Origin of the sequence: Frankia sp. AgKG'84/4 (assembly GCF_023242965.2) — a bacterium.
GTDB lineage: Bacteria > Actinomycetota > Actinomycetes > Frankiales > Frankiaceae > Frankia.
The window spans coordinates 1-8286 of sequence record NZ_JALKFU020000209.1; the positions used below are offsets into that span (position 1 = coordinate 1).

Consider the following 8286-nt stretch of genomic DNA (forward strand, 5'->3'; position numbering starts at 1 on the left):
GCCGAGGGCCAGCGCGTTCAGCGGCCGGGCGAGGCCGATCGCCACCAGCAGCCCGACGGCGATGTACGGCCAGGTGGCCCGCAGCGCGGCGCTGCCCGGCGCGGCCAGCGAGCCGACGTCCCAGAACCGGAACTGGTCGAAGGTACGGGTGTCCAGCAGCAGCACGGCGTTGACGAACGCGCCGAGCACGGCGCTCGCCGCGGCGCCGGCCACCACCAGGTTGGCGGGCTGGCTGGCGCCCCGGCCGGCGGAGCCGATAGAGAACACGGCGACGGCGGTGATCCCGACGCCCGCGAAGGCGAACCACACATAGCCGGCCGGGCTCAGCACGCCGAACGCCGAGATGCCGGTGACGACGGCGGCGGCGGCGCCGTAGCCGAGGCCGAGGATCCCCGGTTCGGCGAGGTCGTTGCGGGTCAGGGCCTGGGTCAGCGCGCCGGCCGCGCCCAGTGCGGCACCGACGGACAGGCCGAGCAGGGTCCGCGGGACACGCAGGTCGTGCACGATCAGCGCGGCCTGCGAGCCGTCGTCGTGCCACAGCACCCGCCACACCACCGGCAGGGCCAGATGGTTGGCTCCGACCCACAGGCTGAGCAGGCACATCCCGGCCAGGGCCAGCACGGCGCCGACCAGCGCGGCGGCCCGCGCCCGCGCCGAGCGCAGGCCGCCCCGGACTGGCTGGGCCGCGTTCGGGGTGGGGACCGCGGCTGGCGCCGCCGCGGGTGTGCTCGCCCGTGGGGGCGCGGAGGTCGCGCCGGTCACGCTCGCGTCCACCCCGCGGGCGGAGGCGAACCCAGGAACCGCAGACCCCACTCCCCACCCCCACAATCCGCCGTCAGGTAAAGATAGGTTTACTTGCCAACGTGGCACGCTAGCCGGCTTTGAGCCCTCTCGTCCAGCTCCGCCGACCTACCGGTCCGCGCGATCGACACTCCGGGTCGCCTCGACCGACATTTCCCGAGAGATGGCTTGACAGCGAGAAGGGTCGTCCCGAAGATAAGTTAGGTTACCTTAAATTTACTAAACGTACAGGTCTCGTCGCCAAAAGTAAGAGCGCTTCTACGGACCGGAGGATCGACTGTGGCAGGACGTCCGGCATCCGCGGACAACGGCATTCTGGACATCGTCGGAGTTGGCTTCGGACCGTCGAACCTGGCCCTCGCGATCGCCGCGAGGGAGTACAACGCGAGCGCCCCCACTGGCGAGAAGCTGCGGATCAGCTTCCTGGAACAGCAGGCGCGCTTCGGCTGGCACCGGGGCATGCTCCTCGAGGGGGCGACCATGCAGGTCTCGTTCCTCAAGGATCTCGTGACCCTGCGCAACCCGGTCAGCGACTTCAGCTATCTCTCGTTCCTGAACGAGCAGGACCGGCTGGTCGACTTCATCAACCACAAGACCATGTATCCGCTGCGGCAGGAGTTCCACGACTACCTGGAATGGGCCGCGCGCCGGCTCGACGACGTCGTCGAGTACGACATTCGTGTAGTAGACATGCGTCCCGTCCTCGTCGACGGTGAGATGGCCTTCATCGAGGTCATCGGCGCGTGCGCCGACGGTCGGACCGTCGTTCGCCGGACCCGCAACGTCGTCGTCGCCGTCGGCCTCGAGCCGAGCCTGCCGCCCGGCGTCGACCTGGACGAGCGGGTGTGGCACAACCATGATCTGCTCGCCCGGGTGGAGAACCTGCCCCCCGCTGTCCGCGACCGGTTCGTCGTCGTCGGCGCCGGCCAGAGCGCGGCGGAGGTCACCGAGTTCCTGCACAGCCGATACCCGCGCGCCGAGGTCGCGGCCGTGTTCGCCCGGTACGGCTACAGCCCGGCGGACAACAGCGCGTTCGCGAACCAGATCTTCGACCCGTCCGCCGTCGACGACTACTACGCCTCGCCACCGCCGGTGAAGGAGATGCTCAGCGCCTACAGCCGCGGCACGAACTACTCCGTCGTCGACATCGACCTCATCGACGAGCTGTACCGCCGCGTCTACCAGGAGAAGGTGCACGGACGGCAGCGGCTGCGCATCATGCGCGCCTCCCGCGTCGCCGAGCTGCGCCGCCTCGACGACGGCGTCGCCGTCGACGTCGAGTTCCTGCCCACCGGCTCCCGCGAGACCGTCGAGGCGGACATCATCGTGTTCGCCACCGGCTACCGCTCCCGGGACACCCGCCGCATCCTCGGCTCGATGGCCGGGCACTGCCAGCTCGACGCCGCCGGCCGGCCCCTGGTCGACCGCGACTACCGGCTGGTCACCGAGCCGCCGGCCAACGCCGACCTGTACGTGCTCGGCGCCACCGAACACTCGCACGGGATCTCCTCGACGTTGCTGTCCAACGTCGCGGTCCGGGCCGGCGAGCTGCTGAACTCGGTCGTGACGCGCACGGTCGCCGCGCGGGCCGCCGCACCCCAGCCGGCGCCCGTCGGCGCCCGCGAGACCCAGGGCGCGCTGGCCAGCACCCACTGACGCCGCCCGACCACACCGCCGTGTTCGCCGACCTCGCCGGCATGCCGCCGGCGCTGTTCTCGGTCGGTTCCGGTGACCCTCTGCTCGACGAGACCCTCCACCTCGCGCACCGCTGGGCGGCGGTGAGCCGCACCGAGCTGTTCGTCGCCCCCTTCCTGCCACACGGCTTCACGGTCTTCCCGCGCGCGATCACCGATCACTGGACGGCCACGTTGCAGGCCTGGTTCGACGCCCGACTCGCCGGCTGAACCGGACCGGAAACGCGCACCTACCGTACTAGGATAATTACCTCGGGTGACGCGATGGAGGTCGCATTTAGAAAACCCGTTCCGTGCTGCATCGTTAGGGGTGACGCTACTTTCAGGAGGGTGACCCAGTGCATTATGTGGATCCCGTCACCAAGGTCGGCCCGGAATGCAGCTTAATTGGCCTCGATCTGCCTCACCAGGAGCGGCGGCCGGGTGCCGGGAATCCCGGCCGCCCGGACCGGACAGGCACCCGGGTACGGGCCGCGCTCACCCGTGCTGACCAGCCACTACGCGCCCGCGCGCTGGCCCGTGCGCTCAACCTCCCCGCCGCCGAGGTGACGGCGGCGCTGCGGCGCCTGCAGGATCTCGGCGCGGCGATGTCCCACGACCGCAGATGGACCGCGGTCAGCGAGGGGTAACGCGAACGGCCGACCCCGCGACGGAGCCCCCGTTCGCAGGTCCCCGGAATTGCTACCCGTTCCTTACCTCGGTATTGCCGAATCAGGTCCTATTCCAGCGCGGTATCCCGCGGGGACCGACTCGGACAGGTGCCGCGGCACCGGATCCGCCGAGCAGGAAGGTATTCCGTCGGCACCCGGCGGACACATCGGTTTCGCGCCACATTCCGTCCTGTTCGCCGCGCGCGATCCGACGATCCGCCGGTGCACCAGCCGACCCTGCGTCGTCTCGGTGGTTCCACGGTGGACCTGTCCACGGCGGACATACGGTGCGCCTCGCGAAGCTGTCGCCTACGATCCGAACTGTCCGGCGGACTCCGCGCGATCCACCGGTGGGCAGGACCCGGCCGCGCGCCGTGCTCGAAGGGGAGCCCCGGATGCTTACGCCGTTCGACGATTACCCGGTGCACCAGACGTCCCTGCCCGTCGCGCACGTCGGCAACGGACACCCCGACCACTTCGACCGGTTCTGGTTCAACGGCTACAACGAGGAGATGTTCTTCGCGCTCGCGATGGGCATCTACCCGAACCGCGGGATCATCGATGCGGCCTTCTCCGTGGTCCACGACGACGTCCAGCGGTCGGTGTTCGCCTCCGGACGGGTCCCCCTCGACCGGACCCGGACCCGCGTCGGCCCGATCAGCGTGGAGATCGTGGAGCCGCTGCGTGTCAATCGAATCCGCGTCAACGCGCCGGAGCACGGGCTGGTGGCCGAGCTGACCGCGGTCGCCCGCACCGCCGCCTTCGAAGAGCCACGCCAGACCCACTTCGACGGCGCCTACCCGCTGCTGGACAACACCCGGGCCACGCAGATGGTGGCCTGGACCGGCCAGATCACCGCCGGCGGCCAGTCGGTTCCGGTGACGACCTCCGCAGGCCTGCCGGTCGTCGGCTCGAAGGACCGTTCCTGGGGGGTGCGCGGCCTCGGCGACCGCATTCCGATGGCGCCGCGGTCGATCAGGCCGCAGACGTTCTTCCTGTGGGCGCCGCTGAACTTCGCCGACGAGTGCCTGCACTTCATGTCGATGGAGGACGAGTTCGGCTGGCCCCGGTCACGCACCGCGGCGGTGCTGCCCGTGGTCGACGACGGTGGTCCGGTGTTCGGCCCGGACACGGGCACGCGGCGGCTCGGCGACGCCCGCCACGCGGTGCGGTGGGCCCCCGGCCTGCGCCGCTCCGAAGGTGCGACCCTGCACCTCGGCGAGGCCGGCGCGGTGGAACTCGAACCGATCCGCACCTTCCGAATGAAGGGCGCCGGCTACCTGCACCCGATCTGGGCGCACGGCAAGTGGCATGACGAACTCGCGGTCGGCGGCGAGGTGCACAGATCCGCCGAACTCGACACGCTCTCGTCCGACTGCATCCACGTCCAGCAGGTCATGCGGGCGAGCTGGGGCGAGCAGCGCGGCCTCGGGGTGCTGGAGCAGCTCGTCATCGGACCGTACGCGCCCGGCGGTTTCCGCGACCTCTTCGACGGCGCCCCGGTCCGCCCGACCGCCTGACGGTGGCCGGGACGGCCGGGTGCCGCCCGGTTCGGTCGCCTCAGTTCGGGACGAGCTCGCAGCTGACCGCCGTCTCGACGTTCTTGCAGGTGTCGCTGCCGACGCCGGCGTCGATGATGCCGGTGCCGGTGCCGCCGTTGAGCGCCGCCGCTGCCGGAGTAGATGACGTCGTTGCCGGGCCCGCCGATCACCGACAGCGGCTGGTTCGGCGGGATGCCGGGGTGGTGACGGTGTCGTCGCCGTCGCTCAGCCGCTCGGCGCGGTCAAACCAGCGGCGCCGAACCTCGCGCGGCGACCAGGCCGTCGCCTCGGCCAGCACGCTGTGCGTCCTCGACACCGCGTCGGTGTCCGGCGGGGCATCCGCGTCGCCGCTGACGGCGGCCAGTACCAGACCGTCCACCGCGAACAGGTGCGCGATGAGTTCACGCACCGTCCAGCCGGCGAGCAGCCGGTCAAGCACACTGACCCGGCTGCCGTACGGCGGCGGTGCCGCCGCGGGTGCCACGCCGACCGCGGCCCGGGTACCGGGTGCGGCCGGTCGGACGGCGAGGGCGGCCGCGAGGACCGCGGCGAGGGAGCCGGTGCCCCGCGCCGGCGGGGACGCGCCAGCCAGCCCCGCGCATTCTCCCACGGTGTCCTCGGCGACAGGGCGGGAATCTCGATCGCTGATCGCAGGTCGGGAGGTCACTGTCCAGCCAACGCCCGTCGCCCTGATCGGTGATGCTGTCCCGTCGTACCGGACCGACTCCGCCGCCCGGGCGGGGCCACGTGCCCGGGCCCACTGGAGGACGCAGTGAGCATCCCCTCGGTCGTCATCACCGGTGCCGCGTCCGGCATCGGACGGGCCTGCGTGCACCTGTTCTCGGCCCGGGGCTTCGGCGTGGTCGCCGTGGACATCGACGAGGCCGGGCTCGCGGACCTCACCAGCGCCACCGCGGGTGTCGGGCCGGCGGTGGTCACGCTGGTCGCGGACGTCACCCAGGAGGAGTCCGGGGTGGCGATGGCACGGCTGGCCGCGCAGCGGTTCGGCCGCCTCGACGCCGCGATCCTCAACGCCGGCATCGGCGGCACCCTGCCCTGGGAGCATGAGGACGCCATCGCCCGGCTCGACCGGATCCTCGCCGTCAACGTCCGCGGTGTCGCGATCGGCATCCGCTCCGTCGTCCCCGCGATGCGCGCCACCGGCGGCGGCGCGATCGTCGTCACCGCCTCCAGCGCCGGCCTCGCCGCCGACCCCGGCAACTGGGCGTACAACGCGTCCAAGGGCGCCGTGCTCAACCTGGTCCGCGCCGCCGCCCTCGACCACGCCGCCGACGGCATCCGCGTCAACGCCATCGCCCCCGGCCTCACTGACACCCCGCTCATGGCCCGCCACCGCACCGACCCCACCGTGGTCGAGGCCGTCGCCCGCCGCATTCCACTCGGACGCTGGGGCAACGCCGAGGAGCACGCCGCCGCCATCTGGTTCCTCGCGTCCCCCGACGCCTCCTACATCACCGGCGCCGTCCTCGCCGCCGACGGCGGCCTCACCGCCATGCACGGCGCCGTCCCGCCCCCGCCGCCCCGCCCGGAAATCTGACGGGACCGACGCCTCGGCGACAACGCTTGATCCAGCGCCGGTGCCGCTATGACCGCAGCGAGCGGATCAGGAGTCGACCGAAGCGGGTCACCAGCAGGCCGCCCGAACATATGAGGGCCGTTGTCATCCCGATCGCCAGCGCCAGGGCCGAGTTCTGACCGAGCACCTGGAGCATGGCGAAGGCCGCGCCGAAAGGCAGGCCGACGACGGTGAAAAGGATCCATTCTCAGCGCGCTGGCGACCGCAATCATCTTCGCCAGTATCTGGACGACCACCGCGCCCACGTCCTGCGGCGCGGCGCCGTCCCCGAACGGCCCGACGAGCAGCGGCAGGTGACCGCGCCGCAGCAGCCGCAGTCCGATCTCCCGTAACAGCCGGGTGCCGCCGAGCCCGCTGATCGAGCGCTCCGCCACCGCGGCGAGCAGGCCCGGACCGCCCCCGACCGCCGGGCCGGCGAGATCCTCCACGGTGTCGTGGATCGCCTCGTGCCCGATGAACATCGGCGCGTGGCGCAGGTCCAGGCTCTCCGCGACGTGGCGCAACCGGGCGACGGGTGCGGGATCGACGAGCCGCAGATCCGGCGGAACGTTCTCGGCGAGCAGCAGCGTCGGCATCGCCCAGTCCAGGTAGCCGCTGGGCGGGTCGCCGTGCAGCAGGGCCGCCCGCCGGCCGGCCGTCGAGGCGGCGACCACCGACGCCCCCTCGTGCACGGCCCGGACGAAGCCCCGGGCGAACATCCGGCTGGCCTGCTCGCTGACCTCGCCGGACATCGCGACGACGATCGGCACGCCGCGCTCGACGAGCTCCGCGGCCATCGACCGGCCAGCCGCCCGCGCCACACCGCCACCGCCACTGGCGTCGGCGCCGCCCATCGGAGCGGGCAGAGCGCTGCCGCAGGCGCTGAGGACCACCGCGGCGGGCATGCCGGCCGGTCCGCGCAGCGCGAGGGCCAGCGCCTCGGCATCGACGTAGCGCGAGCCGGTCGGCGGGTCGTTCCGACGCGCCCCCGCCGGTTTGTCCACGAGCCGGATGACCGGACGGTCGCGGGCGGCGTGCTCTTTCGCGTCATCCCAGCCATCGCCGTCGCTCTCCCCATGGGCGACATCCCCGTGGGCGACATCCCCGTGGGCGACGAGGTGTACGACGTCGGGTGCGTGCCGGGCGCAGGCCTCGCCGAGCTCGGTGATCGTCACCCGGTCCAGCAGCCTCGACACGCACAGCCCCTCCGCCTCGAAGGCGCGGACCAGCCCCATGAACATCGCGCCGGGTCGGATCACCGCCTCGTCCAGCGCGGAGCCGGCCGCGAACAGCACCCGCGGCACGCGTCGGATCGTCGCCGGCGCCGGCGTCGCGGCCGGCACGACCCGGGTGACGGCGACGAGGATCCGCGGGTGCCCGAGCAGCGGCGCGGCGCCGTCGTGCATCGACTCCCACACCAGACTGTCGAGCGCGCGGTCACCCGCCGGCCACCGCAGCGCCAGCTCCACCCCGTGGCCGTGGCCGCCGGCCGCGCGCAGGATCGCCGGCCACACCGGGGCGAGGAGGCATTCGAACAGCCATCGGCCGTAGAGTTCGGCGTCTCCTGGCCGCAGGTCGAGCCCGGCGACCCGGGCGAGCAGCCCGCGGACCGCCTCGGCGTCGCCACCGCACAGGCTGGCCAGGGGCGCGGGCAGTTCGCTGGCGAGCTGATCGAGTCGCGTCCGCGCTATGGCCGGCACCTGCCGCGGTGAGCCGTCGATGTCCGTCACCATGACGGCGGTCATCTCGTGTTCCGAGCGGACGTCGACGGGATCGACCCCCGCCGGCGGTCCGTCGCCGTAACCGTGAACCCGCACCGCCCATCCGTCGCCGCGGCGCGCCACGTCCACCAGGATCCGCGGGATCGTCACCGGCCCTCACGTTCCCGTTCCGGAGCAGCCGCCAGCGTGCCGTCGAGCAGCCGCGCGGTCAGGCGATCGGCCAGGTCGGCCAGGTCGGCGGGTGGCAGGGGCGGCGGGGCGAGGGTGCCCTCCGGGCCGGTGGCACGCAGGACCGCGACCAGC

At 72.5% G+C, this 8286-nt stretch carries 8 protein-coding genes; 5 read left to right on the forward strand and 3 right to left on the reverse strand.

Features of this window, described 5'->3' with window-relative positions; all coding sequences use genetic code 11:
* Nucleotides 1-762 (reverse strand): iron chelate uptake ABC transporter family permease subunit (locus tag MXD58_RS14325; protein ID WP_250609399.1); only part of this gene is annotated, 762 nt, incomplete at its 3' end.
* A 318-nt stretch (nucleotides 763-1080) separates the two neighbouring features.
* On the opposite strand from MXD58_RS14325, the gene MXD58_RS14330 reads away from it, so the two are divergent.
* The 4 genes from MXD58_RS14330 (at nucleotide 1081) to MXD58_RS14345 (ending at nucleotide 4665) form a co-directional block, all read left to right on the forward strand.
* The gene (locus MXD58_RS14330; RefSeq protein ID WP_248840578.1) at nucleotides 1081-2457 is read left to right on the forward strand and encodes a lysine N(6)-hydroxylase/L-ornithine N(5)-oxygenase family protein; all 1377 of its coding nucleotides are present in this window, start codon (nucleotides 1081-1083) and stop codon (nucleotides 2455-2457) included.
* Between the two features lie 20 nt (nucleotides 2458-2477).
* Nucleotides 2478-2705, forward strand: coding sequence for an alpha/beta hydrolase (locus MXD58_RS14335; RefSeq protein ID WP_248840577.1), 228 nt, complete (start codon nucleotides 2478-2480; stop codon nucleotides 2703-2705).
* A gap of 128 nt (nucleotides 2706-2833) precedes the next feature.
* The gene (locus MXD58_RS14340) at nucleotides 2834-3124 is read left to right on the forward strand and encodes a hypothetical protein (protein WP_248840576.1); all 291 of its coding nucleotides are present in this window, start codon (nucleotides 2834-2836) and stop codon (nucleotides 3122-3124) included.
* Nucleotides 3125-3540: 416 nt separating this feature from the next.
* Nucleotides 3541-4665 (forward strand): Rv3169 family protein, encoded by a 1125-nt coding sequence (locus MXD58_RS14345; protein ID WP_248840575.1) that lies wholly within the window; start codon nucleotides 3541-3543, stop codon nucleotides 4663-4665.
* 187 nt (nucleotides 4666-4852) lie between these two features.
* Here the strand turns inward: MXD58_RS14345 and MXD58_RS14350 are convergent, their stop codons facing one another.
* The gene (locus tag MXD58_RS14350) at nucleotides 4853-5296 is read right to left on the reverse strand and encodes a maleylpyruvate isomerase N-terminal domain-containing protein (RefSeq protein WP_248840574.1); all 444 of its coding nucleotides are present in this window, start codon (nucleotides 5294-5296) and stop codon (nucleotides 4853-4855) included.
* A gap of 162 nt (nucleotides 5297-5458) precedes the next feature.
* Here MXD58_RS14350 and MXD58_RS14355 point away from each other — a divergent pair, with 162 nt between their 5' ends.
* Complete coding sequence (locus tag MXD58_RS14355; RefSeq protein ID WP_248840573.1) at nucleotides 5459-6244, forward strand: SDR family NAD(P)-dependent oxidoreductase; 786 nt, start codon at nucleotides 5459-5461, stop codon at nucleotides 6242-6244.
* Here the strand turns inward: MXD58_RS14355 and MXD58_RS14360 are convergent.
* Entirely contained in the window at nucleotides 6154-8133 is a 1980-nt protein-coding gene (locus MXD58_RS14360) for a CHAT domain-containing protein (protein WP_248840572.1), read from the reverse strand. The genes MXD58_RS14355 and MXD58_RS14360 overlap by 91 nt on opposite strands.
* Nucleotides 8134-8286: the final 153 nt, after the last annotated feature.

Excerpts from the sequence above, each read along its gene's own strand:
- MXD58_RS14345 (WP_248840575.1), top strand. The coding sequence starts at position 3,541 with ATGCTTACGCCGTTCGACGATTACCCGGTGCACCAGACGTCCCTGCCC.